Below are 17,414 nucleotides of genomic sequence, written 5' to 3'. Positions count from 1 at the left end.
CCCTTGTCCTGGGCGATCCGATGGTTAGGATGGGGGGCTGTAGGTTTGGAGTGGGCGGTTGAATTCCCGTTTAAAATCATGTATTTTTATTCTTTGTGGATTATTTTTAGGCTAATGTCCTATAACCGATAAACGAGCTTCACTGGGAGTAAATCCTCCACTGTTCAATAAACTTACTTTCCATTGGCCATGCGGCTGCAAATCGCGCAAGGCATCGAGGTTTTGCCCATATATTTCATCAAAAACAACACTTCCCTCTTCTAGGTGCAAATTTTCCGCCGAGATGCCGATCATTCTCCCATCGGGTAATGAAACCTGTATTTCTGTACCATTGCCGGGCAAGCCACTTCCCAAAATCCTTAGGCTAAAATTTAACAACCTATCCCCAACACTTCCAGTTACCCCAGCTGCCCATTGATTGTTATTTGATAATGAGCTTCGGTACATCGGAATATTGCTATCCAATTTGGGTTTGTTTAACTGATGTTTAAAGGAGGGTACCGTATTCCAGAATTCTGTAGCGGGAGGGGCAAATATAAACTCCTTAAAAATATTCTTGTCGTCCGATGGCACTTGGGATTTTAGGCCAAAACGCCACAACGAATAATATAGCATTCGAACGTATTGCTCGTAACTGAGTTCCTCTTGGGACGAATAGCCCATGATATTATTTGGGGTCCCCCCCTGAAGTCCTAAAGCAATGGCATCGTAAGTACGTAAACCTTGGTTTCCTGCGGCCCTGCATAACCCGTTGCCATCGATTATGGACTCTTGTAAATCGCAAGGTGGACCTAGTTGTTCGCAGGGTACCGGCACTATTCCGCCACATACGACATCCGTTAGGTCTCCATCAGGTCGAGCCTTGCCGTAGTCGGGAGGAGTATCACAGACCCGATCACCTTTTATGTAGCAGGAATCATCGGAGTTTGGATCTAAATTTCGATGTAGGAGTTCTGCGGTGGACGTGTTCTTATTGCCATCAAATGTATGGAACAATCCTAAGGCATGTCCAATTTCATGTGCCAAGGAGCCTGCAGTTGCCACTATTGTCGAGGGAGAGGTAGTTATACCTTTACAGGCATTCGTGGCCAGGATGTTTATGGTTTTGTCCATTCTATGGATACTAATCGATGAACTTCTTAAATCGCATCCTGATGGCGTTGCAACATATCCCTCCATTCGGACGAATCGATAATTGGAATCCCGGGTGTCGCCTCGCCGACCGGCCCAAGAGTGGTCGGTAGTGGCAAGATTATCTCCTTCTATCGGGTTATACCAACTATAAAGTGCAACCGTGTTTTCAGGTTGTGGCCTGGTTGGATCATAAATGTAGCCTTCCTTTCTTATTAAATGGTAATCAGGAGCTTTCGTATCGTAAATCGAACCATCCCATTCAGGGTTTGTAGTAATCAAATTATCCCCTCTACTGGGACTATACCAACTGTAAAGGGCCACGGTCCCGGCGGGTTTGGGTTCATCGGGCGGAAAAATGGAACCTTCTTTTCGTTGAGGAATATAATCAGGAGGATTCATTTGGCCATCAATCTCTGGGTCAATGCGCCATGAAGGATGTGCAAATGCCAGTTGGTCATTTCTACGGGCACTTTTCCATGAATACAACGGAAGGAGGGCAGGGTCATCAATAGCCAATTGTTGATAGCGAACGCCCACCCTTACAAATTTCAAAATTCTGGTATCCAAGCCTCTGGCCTTTTCCATCAGCTGATTTAACTTATCAATGGCCTTGTCAATGGTGTCCATGGTTTGCATATTTTCACCTGACCCGTAGGCAGGTAGTCCGCTATCCGCATCAATGTGATCATATTGAAAGTGAAAAAATAAAGGGACTATGTTATAGCTTCCGCTCGGATGGTTAAAGTAAGGCAGTACATATCCTTCACGACGAACATAGTTGTAATTGGGTGCTTTGCTGTCGACACCTTTGAATCCGGCCCACGCTCTGCTGGTCGTTACAAAATTATCGCCCCGATCCGGACTGTACCAACTGTATAGCGTAGCTGCTCCGGTTGGAGGGGGAGCATCGGGATCATAAGCGTATCCCTCCAAGCGTACAAATCTATAATCAGGAGTTCGGGTATCACCCCGGTTACCTCTCCAACGCGGATCCGATGTCATGAAATTATCTTTTCGGCTTGGGCTATACCAGCTATAAACCGCAACGGTACCTGGCGGCTGTGGATTGTTTGGGTTAAAGAGGCTTCCCTCTATACGGCTAAAAGTATAGTCAGGTGCCTTCCTGTCTCCTCTAGTCCCACGCCATGCCGGGTTGGTGGTTGTAAAGTTGTCACCTCTACTTGTACTATACCACCTATAAAGAGGTACATAGACAGCAGTTGAAATGTCCGTTTTCCCGATACTTGCTCCCGTACATTTCCCAGGGCCCATCCCGTTCGAGGGGATTTTCGCATAAGCCATGAAAAAAAAGAAGAACGATGGGGCAGCTACAAATAGTATTTTTTTTAGGTCCATAGTTTTATAGTATTAGTTGTTAAACCTTACCCCTGTTTAGAAAGTAGGATAAACCGGATTTTGGAAAAAAATTGAGTCCAATAAGTAGCAATTCAATTGCGATTATTGAATCAAATATAAGGTAGTGGGACCCTCTGGATGTGGAGTATTGTATGAGTAGTATAATCAATTGTGTAATTGGACGCTTTTTACAAAAAAACTACTTATACATGGTTAACAATCAAAAGGTTATGATAAAATTTATGTTTAAGGAGGTAGTTAGGTACGTCCTGTGTTAGGTCATAGTTCTGGCAGAAAATAGAGATTGAGGATCGTTATTTTTTGGCCTAGATGATGTCCGGGCAAAGTTATTACCGTCTTTATTGATTTCTTTCCAAAACCTTTTTTCTCCATCGGCCTGGTTCGGTACGCCCGGGCTTATTGGGCCATCCGCCCGCTTGCCCCGAACGAAGTCGAAGGGTAGGGGGCAGTGCTCTGTATTATGCTTTATTTATCCTTTAGGAGCGTTATTATTTTTCTTGGCTTATCTAGTAAAGAAAAGTATTTTTACTTTATGGAGGATAAGTTGCTGTTGCTAAGACAACATTTTGAAGAAATCGTTTCTTTGACCGATGAGGAGTGGGACTTTGTACAATCGCACTTTGAATATAAAAGCCTGAAAAAGCATCAATTCTTAATTCAAGTGGGGCAACCTGTAGACTTTGAATATTGGATTATCAAAGGCTTGGTAAAAGCGTATTCCATAGACGAAAAAGGCAAGGAGCACATTCTTCAATTTGCCATGGAAGACTATTGGGTGAGCGACCATTGCGCTTTTCAACATCAAAAACCCGGGACTATCTTCGTGGATTGCCTTGAAGATTCCGAGTTTTTCTGTTTATCCTTGGAGAACAGGGAAAAGATTTGTTTTGAAGTACCTGCGGTCGCCAATTTTTTCAGAATTAAATCCAACCACGGTTACATCAATCTGCAACAAAGAATCCTTTCTTTACTTACCATGACCGCAGAAAGCAGGTATGAGTACCTATTAAATAAACTTCCAAAATTGATTCAACGCGTTCCTAAAAAATTAATCGCTTCCTATTTAGGCGTATCCAGAGAGACCTTAAGCCGTTTTAACAGCTAAAAGTGACCTACATCACTTTTCAAGATTGACATACATCACAAAAAATCCGTGATGTATGTCCTCGCACACCCCTTGGTTTACATAGAATTTTGTATCGAACAATTAAATACAATGTACTATGAAAACTACAAGAACACTTTTTCTATTATTTACGGTAATTGCCATAGGTTTTAACGCCTATGCCCAAGAAGACAAAAGACCCTTAATGGGTAACTCTTACGGTATTATCAATATTGACGAATACGTTAAGTTACTACCAGAAAACCACAGCGGTATTATCAAAGACATCAGATTAATAGACCGTGAACACGCAGGTGTAAGAATCTTTAGGTTGTATGACGAAGTGCCTATGCACTACCACTCCAAATCTGATGCCTACCTCTACATTTTAAATGGCAAAGCAGAATTTTATGTAGCCGATAAAGGTCCTGTTGTTGCGGGAAAAGGCGACCTATTATTTTGGGGCAATGGCACAGCACATGGAAACGGAAAAATTTTAGAAGGTCCGTTAGACGTGCTCGTTTTTGATGCCATTGCCAGAGACCCAAGCGATGTAATCTGGGTAGACCCATCAACCCAAAAGAAATTCTTAGGTAACTAATCAAATCACATTTACTTTTTATAAACAATAACAATGAAAACTATAACAATTATAAAAACAGTCTTGTTCGCACTTGTAGTGAATTTTACAATGCTTGCACAAGCACAATTGGAAACCATAGCAACATTTCCAGAATCTAGACCAGGGAATATAACCGTCTCTAACGACGGAAGAATATTTGTAACAATGAGCGCCTTAAGTGCTTCAAAATATATGGTGAAAGAAATTTTGCCTAATGGAGAAGCTATTCCATTTGGTGATAAAGAATGGATTGTAAAACCAGAAAACGGAAGTATAAAAGGTATCAATTCAACCATCGGAATTCAAGCCGATGCTAACGGAATACTTTGGGTGTTGGATATGGGTAATGTGAAACAAAATCAGGCTCCCAAATTGGTTGGTTTTGATTTGGTAACCGGTAAGGTCACAAAGGTTTTTCCTATTCCGAATACGGTATTGTCATCAAAACCTTTTTTACAGGATTTTGTAATCGATGTAAAAAACAACACCGCTGTCATTGCCGATATGACCGATGCTTTAAATCCGCCAATTGCACCTGCTTTTGTCGTGATTAACTTAGAAACAGGTTATATAAGACGAGTTCTGGAAGGGAATGCCTCACTTTTGTCTGCTGATGAACCAGTGAAAATTCACGGTAGATTGGTTTCCCACAAAAGAAAAGACGGCACTACCATTCAGCCAAGATATCCTTTAAACCCAATTTCCATAGATGACGAAAACAATTTCATCTACTATGGTGCAATGGGAAACACCAAAATTTACCGCATTCCGTCTGCTGTTATAGCTGATGAAAGTAAGCAAGATAGCGACCTGAATAAGTACATCGAGTTTTATGCCAACAAACCAAAATCTGACGGATTTAAAGTCGGTGCAAACGGTAAAGTGTATGTAACGGATGTTGAAAATTCAGCCATTGTTGAAAGTACGCCTGCTGGAATGAAAACCATTGCACAGTCTAAAAAGGACCTGTCTTGGCCCGATGGTGTTGCCATATACGGAAACTACTTGTACATCGTAGCAAACCAGCTTCATAACCTTCCTTTATTGAATGAAGGAAAAGATGCCAGTAAACCGCCTTACTTGGTGTTGAAAATGAAGATTGAAGAGTAAGTATCTCTAAAAAAATGGGTGATGTATGAGCAGTATTAAATGTGACATACATCACTTTAAAATGGTGATGTACATCCTCGCACACCCCTTACGTTAAACGGAAATTTGTATCAGAAATTTAAAAACATATTAAAATGAAAACAATAGTAAATACATTAAAAAAAATGACATTGGCAGCTACACTTTTTACTGCTGTAGCTACAAACGCACAACAAGTACCAACGTCACCTTATGGGGCAGACGATGAAATTGGCGCACTTAACCTTTTGAATGAAGAAACGGTTTTGGATGCCGTAAAATTGGTTAAAAAAGGAAAAGTATATCGCCTAGGAATGGTGGTAAACGCACAAACCGCAGCTTTCCGTCACAGATACTTTCATATTGAAACCTTACAACCAGAAACTGCTGCTGCAGGTTCTAACAAATTTACTTATGTAGATGACCAATTAATTGGTTGGACAGGTGTTGGGTCTCAAATAAACGGATTGGCACATTACGGTAGAGACAATGTGCATTATAACGGACATAAAGTTGAAGATTTTCTAACCGTTTCTGGTGTAAAAAAATTAGGTCTAGAAAAATTACCTCCGATTGTAACTAGAGGTGTTGTATTGGATATGCGCTCTTACTACGATCAAGATATTGTAAAAGAAGGCACTGTTTTTACAGTAGAAGACATTGAAAAAGTAGCCAAAAAACAAGGTATTGAAATCCGTAAAGGTGATGTAGTGCTGTTTTACACGGGGTGGACCAAATTAATGGGTAAAGATGACAAACGTTACCTAGCTGGCGGACCTGGAATTGGTACGGAAGCTGCACATTACTTAGGTAAAAAAGGAATTGTAGCAGCAGGTGCAGACAACTGGTCTTTTGAAGCGGTACCACACGAAAACAGCGCACTTTCTTTTCCTGTAAACCAAATGATGGCAACCGAATACGGTGTACAAGTTTTGGAAAACATTCTTGTAGATGAATTGGTTGAGGATAAAGCTTGGGAATTCCTTTTTGTATTAGGCCACCCTTTGTATGAAGGCTCTACACAGGTACAAATAAACCCGGTTGCCATTAAATAACAATAAACGATTAGAAATTATGGAAACATCAACGATATATAGCGATACTACGGTAACAAAAAAGAAAAGTCTACCAGCCGCATTATGGGCATTGACCATAAGTGCATTTGCCATAGGAACAACGGAATTTGTAATTGTAGGTTTATTATCTACCGTTGCAAGTGACCTAGGCACATCATTAACATCAGCAGGATTATTAGTAAGTCTGTACGCCATTGGTGTAGCCATTGGTGCACCCATTTTAACTGCCTTAACAGGTAAAATCCCTAGAAAACAATTACTAATGGGCATTATGTTGCTTTTCATTATTGGTAACGGATTGGCAGCTATCTCACCAAGTTTTGAGTTGTTGCTATTATCAAGAGTGGTAACCGGTTTTGCTCACGGTGTATTTTTCTCTATCGGGTCTACCATTGCAGCTAGTTTGGTACCAAAAGATAAGCGAGCAACTGCCATTTCCATAATGTTTGCGGGTCTAACGGTAGCTATTGTAACTGGTGTGCCTTTAGGAACATACATCGGTCAAAATTTTGGGTGGAGAGCCACTTTTATTGGTGTTGCCCTTTTAGGATTAATAGGTGCATTAGCTAGTTTAGCTTTGGTGCCTAAAAACATCAAACAATCGGCTCCATTACGCCTTATAGACCAATTAAAAGTGATTAAGAATCCGTCTATTTTATTGGTATTGGCCATTACCGCATTTGGTTATGGCGGTACCTTTGTCACCTTTACCTACTTAACTCCTTTGTTGGAAGAAGTAACCGGTTTCTCTTCGGATATGACCAGTGTATTCCTTCTAATTTATGGTATCGCCATCGCCATAGGAAATATTATTGGTGGTAAGGTCTCCAACAACAAACCAGGTAAAGCCTTATTGGTCATGTTCGCCTTACAAGCCCTAGTGTTATTTGTGTTGTACTTCACGGCTTCTAGTCAGCTTTTTGCCATAGTGACCCTGTTTTTTATGGGAATACTAGCGTTTTCAAACGTGCCGGCATTACAACTATACGTCGTAAAAATGGCTGAAAAATACCTGCCTGGAACAGAAGACGTAGCATCTGCCTTAAACATTGCAGCTTTTAACGTCGGTATCGCTATTGGTGCTTATGTTGGCGGAATGGTCGTGGAATCGAGCTTAGGTATTGAAGCGACGCCTTGGGTAGGAGGTTTGTTAGTCATCGTAGGATTCTTGTTGACCCTAGTTTTATTCAAAAAAGAAAAAATATAAATATATAATGGTGACTACATTAAAATTTAGAAACAACGACGAAATGCCAATTTTAGGCTTAGGAACGTTCCGGTCTGAACCTAATGAAGTGTACAATGCGGTATTTTTCGCAATTAAAATGGGATACAGACATATCGATTGTGCTGCGGCTTACGGAAACGAAAAAGAAGTGGGTAAGGCCATTGCCGAAGCCATAAAACAAGGTTTGGTCACACGTGAAGATTTATGGGTTACCTCAAAATTATGGAATGCTTCCCACGGAGAGGAAAATGTGATTCCTGCGCTGCATCAAACTTTAGAAGATTTACAACTCAATTATCTAGACCTGTATCTTATTCATTGGCCTGTCGCCCTTAAAAAGGGAACGGAAATGCCCGAAAGAGCATCAGATTTTGTTCCACTTTCAGAAGTGCCATTAACCAATACTTGGAAAGGGATGGAAGCGGCTCTGGAAGAAGGGCTTACAAAACATATTGGCGTGAGTAATTTCAATGAAAATCATCTTAAGGAAATAATGGCGACTGCAGTACATCAACCAGAGATGAATCAGGTTGAAATACATCCGTTTTTACAGCAAGAAGCATTACAATCCTTCTGTGTACAAAACGATATCCTGCTCACCGCTTACGCACCTTTAGGTTCGCTTGTAGATGAAAATAGCACGCTACGTTTGTTGGAAAATGACACCATAAAAACCATTGCCGAGGCAAGACATATGTCGCCTGCACAAGTAGCATTGGCGTATACGATGCAACGAGGCATTGCGGTAATTCCTAAATCTATAAATGAGGCTAGATTACTTCAGAACCTAGAGACGTTAAACCATACGCTTACCGAAGAAGATATGGCGATGCTGAAGGATTTAGACCAGGAACACCGCTTTATAGATGGTAAATTTTGGGAAGTTGACAACGGACCATACACAGCAGATAGTATCTGGAATGCTTAATCACATTGTTCATCAGGTGTCTTAACGGATACCTGATGAATTTAATAAAAACACACCATGAAACCATTTGATAAACTATACCAACCAGGTAAAATGACACTTGGTATGGAGTTCCCCTTAGATAACGATTGGTCATCAGAGGGCAATCGCAAACGCTTGGAAGACAACAGACCTTTTGGCGTGCCAGACATTTCCAACCATTTAGCATTGGCACAACAAATTGACGATGCCGGCTTCGCAGCTTTATGGATGCGAGATGTTCCTGTGTACGACCCTAATTTTGGCGATGGCGCTCAATTGTTCGATACCTTGCCCTACTTGGGCTATTTATCGGCAGCTACCAAAAACGTTTTGTTAGGTACGGCAGCCATAGTATTGCCATTGCAACAGCCTATAAAATTGGCAAAAGCCGCTGCGACCATAGAAAATTTAAGTGATGGTAGACTTTTATTAGGCTTAGGTTTGGGCGATAGACCTGTGGAGTTCCCAATGTACAATATCGATTATAAAAAAAGACCTGAAATCTTTAGAAATAACCTTGACATCATTAAAGAAGCTTGGAAAACCAATAGCGATTTAAAATCCAAGTATGATTTTTTAAGCAGCGGTATTGAAGTCTATCCTAAACCGAAAAAAGACATTCCGCTAGTCGTAGCCGGTCATTCCGGACAAAGTATTAATTGGATCGCCAAAAACGCACAAGCTTGGTTCAATTACCCAAGACCGGTAGCAGAAACCTTGGAAAACAGAAAATACTGGTGTAATGCTTTGTACGATGAAGACCAAGCCGCAAAGCCTTATATCACGGCTATACATTTAAACCTGTCCAAAGACGACAATGCGACTTTTAAACCACAACGTTTTGGTGGCACCGTGGGCATCAACCATCTTACCGAATACTTAAAAGCATATGAAAACGTAGGTGTCAACCATATGGCTATCAATCTCAGAAAATCCGAAACTCCCGTAAGTGAAGCTATTGCCAAAATTAAGGAGGTGGTATTACCCGAGTTTTAATATCAAATTCAAAAGGGCTTAAGAGAATTTTAGTTCATAGCTTACTTATTATTTCTTAAAGGTATTCATGAACCTCCTTCGTCGGTTTGGCAAAACACGTGATAAAATGATTGCTCCAGTGGAGGAATTATTTTAGCGGCGAGATGATGCGGCTGCCTCTCAAGCAGTACATTAAATTATGCACAAAATAGATAGAGTAGGGGGCTTAAGAGTTACAATGGATCCTAAAATCTAGCGACTGAGCGCCATCGCGCCTGCTGGCTCCTTCGCTAAAAATGTACTTTGGGTACATTTTATTTACGTTCGGCCGTGTTTCGCAGCCGCATCATCTCGCTCAAAGTATACTTTGCCGTATCAAGAAAAATAGAAAAGAGAATGAATACTATTAGAATACGGTAATAGGTTTTATATAATAGCCGCTATATTTTGTACGGAAAAGATTCGTACAATCATTTGTATAGTACGGAAAATCTACGTACATTTAAAAAAAATAATCATGAAAACAAAAGCGACTAACGAAGAGAAAGCCCGATTCGATACGAGACTCCCTAAGAAGCAAAAAGCGTTTTTTGAGAGGGCTGCTAGTTTAGGAGGCTTTCGCAGTCTGACTGATTTTGTTATATCTGCTACTCAAGAAAAAGCAAAATTAATTGTTAGCGATTGGGAAAAAGTTATTGAAAGTGAAAAAGATAGCGAAATTTTCTTTGATGCTATTGTTAATGCGGGTAAACCTAATGAAAGTTTAATTGAAGCTGCCAAACACTACAATGAATCAGTTTCAAAATGAGTTTCCTAACAGAAGCCTTAGATAGTTCTCATATTAAAAAGGAGTTTTCTTGCGGAAAAGAAATGCTCGACAATTATATTCAGAAACAAGCAAGCCAAGATGTCAAAAGAAAATTATCGGCTTGCTTTGTTTTTGTTGGGGAAGATAAAATAGTACAAGGATATTATACCTTGTCAAATAATGGGATTCCTCTTGAACATGTTCCCGAAAGCTTTAAAAAAAAGCTTCCTAGGTCATACACTTCAATTCCAACAACTTTATTAGGAAGGTTGGCAGTTGGCAAGAAGTTCAAGGGAAACGGTCTTGGGAAACTACTTCTAATTGAAGCACTTAAAAGGAGTTATTTGATTTCAAAAGAGATTGGGTCATTTGCCGTGATTGTAGATCCAATCGATGAAGACGCAGAAAACTTTTACTCAAAATATGGTTTCATAAAGCTTCCTGACAGTGGTAAAATGTTTTTACCTATGAAGACTGTTCAGCAACTATTTTAAAAATATGTATGATAGCAAGTGCTTAGGAATTATCTCGCAGATGCCAGCGCTGTGTCTCGCGCATATTTTAAAAGGTCTACCAGACCTTCCAAAATACTGCCGTGCGGCAAGCTGACGAGAAATGCGTAGCATTCATAAGCACCTATAAAAATCAATAAAAATCTCGCGAATAATGCTTTAGAAAAAAATCTGGCACACATTTCCTCGAATACGAGAATTTTAAATCAATCTAAAAGGTTAGCTTTTAAATGGCGTTGGCAAGCGATGGTAATCCCGATGTAAAATCGGGACGAGCGATTGGCTGATGCAATGAACATTCCAGCGCGATAAAAAGTGATTACCCAGTGGGTGATCGCTTTTTTCGGCGAGATGGTGCGCTGGCGAGGATATAGTCCTAAAGGCCGATATCTGCAACTATGTAAAATAGACCTAAAATGGTCTATCCGCCAATTTACTATGTTTGTACTATAATGTCGCGCATTATGACACTTTGCTTGGGTAAAGCAAAGTATTTGGCACTACACTTTCTATAAATTTTTCTTCTAAAAAGTTTCTTCTAAAAAGGTAATGGAACACTTATTAACTGACTGACGGCAGGAGGGAAGGCAATTTGTGTGGATTGGTATTTCTTACAACTTACACATAATTTCTTACTATTTATACATCAAAACATTACCATAAGAGTAATTGATATAACTTATTGGATAGTGTGTTTAAATATTCATGTCCTCAATATTTAAATAGGTAATCATCTTTCATTTACTAAATGCACCAATTATGAAAAATCAGTCTTCTTTAAATGACGTATTTCGATTTGTAGAACTGAAACCCTCGAACATTCTGAAGGCTTATCCGCTCATAGAGACGGATAAAATTGCATCAGCTAGATTAAAAAGTAAGTCAGAAAAAATTTCAATCGCTAAAAAATTTCTAGGCGGCCTAAAAGATTTGAATTCCGGGTTGAACTATGGCAGAGAAATGAAATCTGAATTGGATACTGGAATCGAATACGAAGAAACAACAGTAGAACAGTTGTATAGTGCTTTTATGAGTTCAGCAGGAACTGATGTTGGATTAGATGATTATGTTTCTGATTTAGAATTATTATCCGAACTCATTTATTTCTCCCATTATGATGATTTCAGAAACCTCTCGATGGATAATCTTAATCTGTATTTGGCATATCAAATTCTATTAAAAGCAAAGGAGAATGATAAATTAAGAGCAAAAAAATTGAGTAAAGTTTTGGGATTAGAAAGCACTGACACACCATTTATAAAAAATGTTGGTGTTGCAGATCTCTTGGTAGTAAAACAACATCTTTTACGGTATGAAGAAACCGAAATTGCCCACATAGAAAACGTTATGATAGGTGAGACGCGATCGCGCGAACATCGACATCTTGATAGATTTGAGGAGACATTATTGTATGAAAATGAAAAAAGTGTCCAAACCGAAAAGGAGTCTGAAACTGCCGAACGTTTTGAAATGAATAGGGAAACAGCAAATACGATTCAAGAAGATCAAAAATTCAGTGCTGATTTATCAATTTCGGGTAAATGGGGGCCTGTAGTTAACTTTAGCAATAATCTTGCGTTTAGTTCGCAGGTTTCCGAAACAAATGAGGTAAATACTTCTTCAGAATATGCTAAGGACATCATGGATCGCTCATTAGAAAAAGTGAATGAGCGCGTGCGAACAGAACGTGTTACAAAGATTATTAAAGAAAATGAAACCAAAGATTTACACTCATTTACTAATGTAGCTGTCGAAGGTTCTCCGCCTATCGAACCGAAACAAATTAGTGGAATCTATCAATTTGTAGATAAGATTTATAAAGCACAGGTATTTAATTACGGTCAACGACAAATGTTCGACTTAATGATTCCAGAGCCTGCTTCCTATTTACATCATTTGAACGTTAATGATTCAGAAATTTCAAACCATGGCTTGGTGGCCCCACCAAAATTTAATATAAGCCCATTTGATATAGATTATGAAGAGAGGGAGGATAGACAGGGAGTCAATCCGGCAACTCGCAATCCAATAACCTTCAGAGGCCGTTCCAACAACTATTATGCGCAATTTGTTAAAAAGTATGGTGCTACAGGGGTTAAACCACCGCCGTCAGAAAAAATAGTTACATTTTCAGTTGAGAGACCAGAGGCAGAAGCATCTGAAAGTGGCAGCAGCGTTAGAGAATTTGTAAATGAACATGAAGGTGGAATAGATGAAGCTGGGTGGTATTTTTACCCACCTTCGGTATTCGAAATTGATATTCCAAAAAAGTATAATCCTACAGAAATTGACATGAACATATCGGCTTTATCGGATAATACTGATATCGAAGAATTAGAATTTTTTCTAAATTTCGGAAGTGAAAAAGATGAAAAGTATACTTTAAAAGACCATCATTTTGCATTAAAAATTGGTGGTGATCGTGGTTCTAGGCATCTATATTCTTATACCGGAAACATTAATTTAGAGGAAGACAATCGATCATTATTGAAGCGTTCATTAGAAGATAATAACAAATTCAAGATGAGCTATTTTTCTCAAGATTCAGGAAATCATACTATCACTTTTCACATTACCTGTAAACCATCTGACGAACTGATAAAAGAATGGCAACTTGAAACATACGATTTTATACAAACTGCCTACCAAGACCGTCTTATGGAATATGAAAGCAAGTTGGCCCAATTCAATGCGGACAGAAAAGCACAAGATAATTTTGAAAAGAATAATTATGGTGTCCCTCCAAGTAAGCAAAAGCAAGTCATGTTAACAGAATTAAAAAAACATGCGATATCGATTTTTACCAATAATTTTGAAAAAGGTCCAAATTTTATGGCAGAAAGCCCCGTAACTTCTGGCACAAAAGAGAAGCCACCAAAAATTGATAGGCAAAAGGCCAAAATACACGGTGACCATATTCGATTTTTTGAAAATGCCTTTGAATGGTCGCAGATGCAATATGCATTATACCCGTATTTTTGGTCTGATTACGATAAATGGGAGGATAAATTTAAAACTGACGACACTAATTATGAATATCAGCAGTTTCTACAAGCTAGTGTGGCTCGTCTTGTGTTACCTGTTCGTTTAAAATTTGAAGAAGCAGTTGCTCATTATCTGGAAACTGGTGAACCCTGGAACGGTAAAGGGACACCTGAAATCAATGATCCATTGTATGTCTCTATTATTACCGAAATCAAAGAGAAATCAGGTGTTACTGATAAAGAACCAATACCCGAAGGAGAGCCTTGGGAAGTGCGACTGCCAACAAGTTTGATAAAACTTAAGCAGGATGATAGTTTGCCAGAATGGGAAGAAAGCCCAGAGGGAAGCTGGGACTGGAACCCTGTTTAATTAGCTATCACATGATTCTAACGGAACATAGGTCACAAAGGTGGGCATTAAAGGCAATGTTAGAAGAAAGACATCATTATTATGAAATGATGGCAAAATGGCCTTATGACTTTGTAAAAGATGTTGCTTCCTTTTATTGGCGTGATACCAACCAATCGGAATTTACCGTAGGTATAGACTTAAATAAAATACAATTGGCGGTGTATCTTCCAAACGCTGATAATAGGGATAATGTTCATCCTGTCCTAGCATTTCACGGAACTGGACTAGAGCAACTAACTGATATAAAAACAGATTTAAATTTAGTTAGTACAGGTCTAGATAAATATATTGAGTTCGAGTTTAGAATAAGCAAAATTATACAAGAAATTAGTGAAACATATAGCCGTAAGATAATAGTAATAGGATATAGCTTAGGGGGTTGTTATGCACAGTATACGTATTTGAGAAATTGGATATTTGTAAAAAACATAATTACCTTCCAGTCCCCTATGATAGCCTCGTATCTGGAGTCAATATTATTGCTTAGATATGGATTTAATATTGATGACATTAAATTAAAACAACAAAAAGACGGAAATGCACATTATTTAGTTTATAATGATCCTGTTCCTGATCTTGCTAGAAGATGGGTGGAATCTCCTGTAAAATATGTAGTAGGAAATTTATGGATATTTAAGTTTAATCAAAATTTAGGCCCAATTGATGCACATAAAAAGTTAATTTTTGATGAATTTATATCACATGATAGTTCGCAAAATGAAAGAAAATCAGTTTACATTAACCGAAACCTAAATAGGGCAGTTAGGTTAATTAATAGTATTGAACACATAAGTATTCCTTTAGATGGTTTAGGCCAGCGTGATAGTATTAAAACACGAATATTTGAAGATAGAAAAATAGCTTTTAATGAAGCGATTACAAAGGCGAGAAGTCCACGTCGAGCCCCCCTAGACCCTAGAGCTCTAATTGCACTAGGGATAGTTTCCTTTTTTCAGCCAGATAGGATCGTATATTACATTATCGCTCTTTGGAATAATTATTCTTTGGAATTTTTACGCTATAAACCGAGGCCTGGTACAGCTAGATATGCGAATTTAATAAATCTTAGAAATAGAGTTTTATCATCTAACCCTAATGATGATTTAAATGATTATCAAAAGAATTATCTCAAAGAGATTTTTCTTAGTCTTAGTAGGCAATTGAGTCAAAGACCTGGAAACAGATATATGACTTACAAAGGACATTTAACAAACATTGGACTTGAGGTCTTAAAAGAAAATGCAAATCCGAGGAGTATACGTAATAAATCCGATGAATTAATACTTGAAATTTTTAACGAACAAAAAGATCCGAATTCCAATTATGATAATTATAAAATCAATCAAAATTCTTCAAGATATTCGACATTAAGGTATCAATGGAGGGAGCTTTTAGTGAGTATATTATTAAAAGACTATTATTACCTCGTTCCTTTTGAAAATGGAACTAACACATATTTTAAACCACCATTAACATATCCTCTAGGAAGTCAATCCAACAGAGATTTTCAAAAACGAAGTCAAAAGGTTTTCATGATAAGAAATGTTAATTTTAATACTATTTTAAATAGATTACCGGGAATTTTGAATCATTATAAGAATGAATATGATTCGGATTATAATAGCGGGGAAATAGCCTTTACTATTGACTTAAACAATACAAATGATTTGAATATTTCAGACGCATATATATATAATTTCTTACATCATGTTATGAATGAGGATAGTTCAATTGAAGGAAAACTTGTATCTCGTTATTATAGAGCACATTCTTACTATATAGACGGGCTTAAACAAGATCCTTTACGATTACTTTCAGATTCAAAAAGAAAAAGACTTTTTTCTGATGATGAGCAGTTGGTCAATGGCGTAAACAGAGAGTTTCAAGAGTCTTATAATATAGAAACATTTAAAGAAGAGGCAAAATTGGTTTCAGGGCGCACTAGAAGGATTATAGCCAAAACTAAGAATAGGCAGAAGTTAGGTGAGTGGTATAGTCATTTATTTGCAGGTTTCACAAGTAACAGAGAAGAAGCTATCCGCGGAGGAATGATTGCAACTAATTTTTTTGGCAATAGAGAAGATTTACCTAGCGGAATAATTCAAGATGATGTCATAAATTTTTCGGGAGGAAGATTGGTTGGCTTAAAAAAAGTAGGCAACAGCATCCCTGATATTTTGTTAATATGGCCTGAAAGGCATTTAATATGGATAATAGATCCAACCTACAGATATGACGTTCCATGGCATAATTTTAAAACATCGTATTATATATCTGTAATTAAAAAAGTCCTTCAAGACTGGACTGTTGAAGGTGTCGATTATAGGGACGATGGAAGATTTACAAGAATCTAATCAGTTATTTCAGTAATGGAAACTTTAATTAATCTAATATCAATCTTAGAGAAGAAGTTCAGGTAAATAACATTGCTAGATAAATACTAAAACTAGTAACAATGAATAAAGCATATATAGCTGGAGCACTAAAGCAAGCTGATCAGGCTTGCTCAATAAATACACATTTATAATAAAAGGTCTCAATGCAGAAGAAGCTTACATTAATGCTCAGAATCAAATAAAACATTACTATAAAGCAGACGCAAATTATCATTTTGAATTACAACTCATGCCCAAGTAACCAAAATCTCCTATTTACTATGAGGTAAATGGCCTAAGAGAATTTTAGCTAAACAATAGGCGAGGGGAGCGGCCATATTCTAGAGGGCTGGTATTTAGGTTTGTTGACCTCCTCAATGTTTCAAAGAGTTCAAAGCAGTCTTAATGTTCATCCCCCAATTAGTAGGACAGGTTTTCTACAAATCCAGGTTAATTTATGCTGCTTTTTTAAATATGTCCATTGGTCTATCATAATCGATTGATTCATGTCTTCTTTCCTTGTTGTAATATTCAAAGTATTCTACCAATAGCAGGAACAGGTCTAGTCCGTCACTTGGTGGGTTCAGGTATATCTTCTCGTACTTCACGCTTCTCCATAAGCGCTCTATGAAGGCATTGTCCGTTGCCCTTCCCTTACCGTCCATGGAAAGTTTGATCTCTTTGCCCAATACGGTACTTGAGAATTCATCGGAGGTGAACTGGCTCCCT

General features: G+C 38.3%; 13 protein-coding genes. 11 read left to right on the top strand and 2 right to left on the bottom strand.

What is annotated here, in order from left to right; genetic code table 11:
• Nucleotides 1-111: 111 nt before the first annotated feature.
• A complete protein-coding gene (locus tag BUB37_RS05340) occupies nucleotides 112-2,490 on the bottom strand; it encodes a hypothetical protein (RefSeq protein WP_072989908.1) in 2,379 nt (792 codons plus the stop codon).
• 553 nt (nucleotides 2,491-3,043) lie between these two features.
• On the opposite strand from BUB37_RS05340, the gene BUB37_RS05335 reads away from it, so the two are divergent.
• From BUB37_RS05335 to BUB37_RS05285, 11 genes are all read left to right on the top strand, one after another.
• The gene (locus BUB37_RS05335) at nucleotides 3,044-3,616 is read left to right on the top strand and encodes a Crp/Fnr family transcriptional regulator (protein ID WP_072989907.1); all 573 of its coding nucleotides are present in this window, start codon (nucleotides 3,044-3,046) and stop codon (nucleotides 3,614-3,616) included.
• 118 nt (nucleotides 3,617-3,734) lie between these two features.
• Nucleotides 3,735-4,217 carry a cupin domain-containing protein gene (locus BUB37_RS05330; RefSeq protein WP_094766563.1) on the top strand — a complete coding sequence of 161 codons (483 nt, stop codon included), beginning with the start codon at nucleotides 3,735-3,737 and terminating at the stop codon, nucleotides 4,215-4,217.
• A 33-nt stretch (nucleotides 4,218-4,250) separates the two neighbouring features.
• Nucleotides 4,251-5,348, top strand: coding sequence for an L-dopachrome tautomerase-related protein (locus BUB37_RS05325; protein ID WP_094766562.1), 1,098 nt, complete (start codon nucleotides 4,251-4,253; stop codon nucleotides 5,346-5,348).
• Nucleotides 5,349-5,482: 134 nt separating this feature from the next.
• The gene (locus BUB37_RS05320; protein WP_072989906.1) at nucleotides 5,483-6,421 is read left to right on the top strand and encodes a cyclase family protein; all 939 of its coding nucleotides are present in this window, start codon (nucleotides 5,483-5,485) and stop codon (nucleotides 6,419-6,421) included.
• A 19-nt stretch (nucleotides 6,422-6,440) separates the two neighbouring features.
• The gene (locus BUB37_RS05315; RefSeq protein WP_072992513.1) at nucleotides 6,441-7,649 is read left to right on the top strand and encodes an MFS transporter; all 1,209 of its coding nucleotides are present in this window, start codon (nucleotides 6,441-6,443) and stop codon (nucleotides 7,647-7,649) included.
• A 7-nt stretch (nucleotides 7,650-7,656) separates the two neighbouring features.
• Nucleotides 7,657-8,598: an aldo/keto reductase gene (locus tag BUB37_RS05310; protein WP_317616546.1), complete on the top strand. Its 942-nt coding sequence runs from the start codon at nucleotides 7,657-7,659 to the stop codon at nucleotides 8,596-8,598.
• Between the two features lie 57 nt (nucleotides 8,599-8,655).
• Entirely contained in the window at nucleotides 8,656-9,615 is a 960-nt protein-coding gene (locus BUB37_RS05305; protein ID WP_072989905.1) for a TIGR03571 family LLM class oxidoreductase, read from the top strand.
• A gap of 496 nt (nucleotides 9,616-10,111) precedes the next feature.
• Nucleotides 10,112-10,402 (top strand): type II toxin-antitoxin system TacA family antitoxin, encoded by a 291-nt coding sequence (locus BUB37_RS05300; RefSeq protein ID WP_072989904.1) that lies wholly within the window; start codon nucleotides 10,112-10,114, stop codon nucleotides 10,400-10,402.
• Complete coding sequence (locus BUB37_RS05295; protein WP_072989903.1) at nucleotides 10,399-10,896, top strand: GNAT family N-acetyltransferase; 498 nt, start codon at nucleotides 10,399-10,401, stop codon at nucleotides 10,894-10,896. Before BUB37_RS05300 ends, BUB37_RS05295 begins: the two co-directional genes overlap by 4 nt.
• 777 nt (nucleotides 10,897-11,673) lie before the next feature.
• A complete protein-coding gene (locus tag BUB37_RS05290) occupies nucleotides 11,674-14,268 on the top strand; it encodes a hypothetical protein (RefSeq protein WP_072989902.1) in 2,595 nt (864 codons plus the stop codon).
• Nucleotides 14,269-14,279: 11 nt separating this feature from the next.
• The gene (locus BUB37_RS05285) at nucleotides 14,280-16,664 is read left to right on the top strand and encodes an alpha/beta hydrolase family protein (RefSeq protein WP_072989900.1); all 2,385 of its coding nucleotides are present in this window, start codon (nucleotides 14,280-14,282) and stop codon (nucleotides 16,662-16,664) included.
• Nucleotides 16,665-17,140: 476 nt separating this feature from the next.
• Here the strand turns inward: BUB37_RS05285 and BUB37_RS05280 are convergent.
• The coding region (locus BUB37_RS05280; protein ID WP_139278069.1) for an integrase core domain-containing protein at nucleotides 17,141-17,414 on the bottom strand (274 nt) is incomplete at its 5' end.

The sequence above is a fragment of the Pseudozobellia thermophila genome, assembly GCF_900141855.1.
Classification (GTDB): Bacteria; Bacteroidota; Bacteroidia; order Flavobacteriales; family Flavobacteriaceae; genus Pseudozobellia; species Pseudozobellia thermophila.
Note: the sequence above shows the minus strand (reverse complement) of the source record. Positions and strands in the feature narration are given on the sequence as shown.

What these genes read in the sequence shown, in the direction of transcription:
- BUB37_RS05310 (WP_317616546.1), top strand. Translation starts at nt 7,657, where the DNA reads ATGGTGACTACATTAAAATTTAGAAACAACGACGAAATGCCAATTTTA.
- BUB37_RS05295 (WP_072989903.1), top strand. Translation starts at nt 10,399, where the DNA reads ATGAGTTTCCTAACAGAAGCCTTAGATAGTTCTCATATTAAAAAGGAG.
- BUB37_RS05315 (WP_072992513.1), top strand. Translation starts at nt 6,441, where the DNA reads ATGGAAACATCAACGATATATAGCGATACTACGGTAACAAAAAAGAAA.
- BUB37_RS05305 (WP_072989905.1), top strand. Translation starts at nt 8,656, where the DNA reads ATGAAACCATTTGATAAACTATACCAACCAGGTAAAATGACACTTGGT.
- BUB37_RS05340 (WP_072989908.1), bottom strand. Translation starts at nt 2,490, where the DNA reads ATGGACCTAAAAAAAATACTATTTGTAGCTGCCCCATCGTTCTTCTTT.
- BUB37_RS05290 (WP_072989902.1), top strand. Translation starts at nt 11,674, where the DNA reads ATGAAAAATCAGTCTTCTTTAAATGACGTATTTCGATTTGTAGAACTG.
- BUB37_RS05330 (WP_094766563.1), top strand. Translation starts at nt 3,735, where the DNA reads ATGAAAACTACAAGAACACTTTTTCTATTATTTACGGTAATTGCCATA.
- BUB37_RS05285 (WP_072989900.1), top strand. Translation starts at nt 14,280, where the DNA reads ATGATTCTAACGGAACATAGGTCACAAAGGTGGGCATTAAAGGCAATG.
- BUB37_RS05300 (WP_072989904.1), top strand. Translation starts at nt 10,112, where the DNA reads ATGAAAACAAAAGCGACTAACGAAGAGAAAGCCCGATTCGATACGAGA.
- BUB37_RS05325 (WP_094766562.1), top strand. Translation starts at nt 4,251, where the DNA reads ATGAAAACTATAACAATTATAAAAACAGTCTTGTTCGCACTTGTAGTG.
- BUB37_RS05320 (WP_072989906.1), top strand. Translation starts at nt 5,483, where the DNA reads ATGAAAACAATAGTAAATACATTAAAAAAAATGACATTGGCAGCTACA.
- BUB37_RS05335 (WP_072989907.1), top strand. Translation starts at nt 3,044, where the DNA reads ATGGAGGATAAGTTGCTGTTGCTAAGACAACATTTTGAAGAAATCGTT.